1 rRNA gene is annotated in these 1,575 nt (G+C 52.8%); it reads right to left on the minus strand.

From position 1 onward, the window contains the following. Nucleotides 1-19: 19 nt before the first annotated feature. A 16S ribosomal RNA gene (locus AC4J95_RS21000) occupies nucleotides 20-1,575 on the minus strand.

The raw sequence follows: 1,575 nt of genomic DNA on the forward strand, positions 1-1,575 counted from the left end.
AGATGAACTATTTCCTTAGAAAGGAGGTGATCCAGCCGCACCTTCCGATACGGCTACCTTGTTACGACTTCACCCCAATCATCTATCCCACCTTAGGCGGCTGGCTCCAAAAGGTTACCTCACCGACTTCGGGTGTTACAAACTCTCGTGGTGTGACGGGCGGTGTGTACAAGGCCCGGGAACGTATTCACCGCGGCGTGCTGATCCGCGATTACTAGCGATTCCGGCTTCATGTAGGCGAGTTGCAGCCTACAATCCGAACTGAGAGAAGCTTTAAGAGATTAGCTTAGCCTCGCGACTTCGCGACTCGTTGTACTTCCCATTGTAGCACGTGTGTAGCCCAGGTCATAAGGGGCATGATGATTTGACGTCATCCCCACCTTCCTCCGGTTTGTCACCGGCAGTCTCGCTAGAGTGCCCAACTAAATGATGGCAACTAACAATAAGGGTTGCGCTCGTTGCGGGACTTAACCCAACATCTCACGACACGAGCTGACGACAACCATGCACCACCTGTCACTTTGCCCCCGAAGGGGAAGCTCTATCTCTAGAGTGGTCAAAGGATGTCAAGACCTGGTAAGGTTCTTCGCGTTGCTTCGAATTAAACCACATGCTCCACCGCTTGTGCGGGCCCCCGTCAATTCCTTTGAGTTTCAACCTTGCGGTCGTACTCCCCAGGCGGAGTGCTTAATGCGTTAGCTGCAGCACTGAAGGGCGGAAACCCTCCAACACTTAGCACTCATCGTTTACGGCGTGGACTACCAGGGTATCTAATCCTGTTTGCTCCCCACGCTTTCGAGCCTCAGCGTCAGTTACAGACCAGAGAGCCGCCTTCGCCACTGGTGTTCCTCCATATATCTACGCATTTCACCGCTACACATGGAATTCCACTCTCCTCTTCTGCACTCAAGTTTCCCAGTTTCCAATGACCCTCCCCGGTTGAGCCGGGGGCTTTCACATCAGACTTAAGAAACCGCCTGCGCTCGCTTTACGCCCAATAAATCCGGACAACGCTTGCCACCTACGTATTACCGCGGCTGCTGGCACGTAGTTAGCCGTGGCTTTCTGGTTAGATACCGTCAAGGGATGAACATTTTACTCTCATCCTTGTTCTTCTCTAACAACAGAGTTTTACGATCCGAAAACCTTCTTCACTCACGCGGCGTTGCTCGGTCAGACTTTCGTCCATTGCCGAAGATTCCCTACTGCTGCCTCCCGTAGGAGTTTGGGCCGTGTCTCAGTCCCAATGTGGCCGATCACCCTCTCAGGTCGGCTATGCATCGTTGCCTTGGTGAGCCGTTACCTCACCAACTAGCTAATGCACCGCGGGTCCATCCATCAGTGACGCAAAAGCGCCTTTCAAATCGAAACCATGCGGTTTCGACTGTTATACGGTATTAGCACCTGTTTCCAAGTGTTATCCCCTTCTGATGGGCAGGTTACCCACGTGTTACTCACCCGTTCGCCACTCCTTTTCTTTCGGTGGAGCAAGCTCCGGTGAAAGAAAAAGCGTTCGACTTGCATGTATTAGGCACGCCGCCAGCGTTCGTCCTGAGCCAGGATCAAACTCTCATA

The sequence above is a fragment of the Enterococcus sp. GPZ-007 genome (assembly GCF_059374735.1).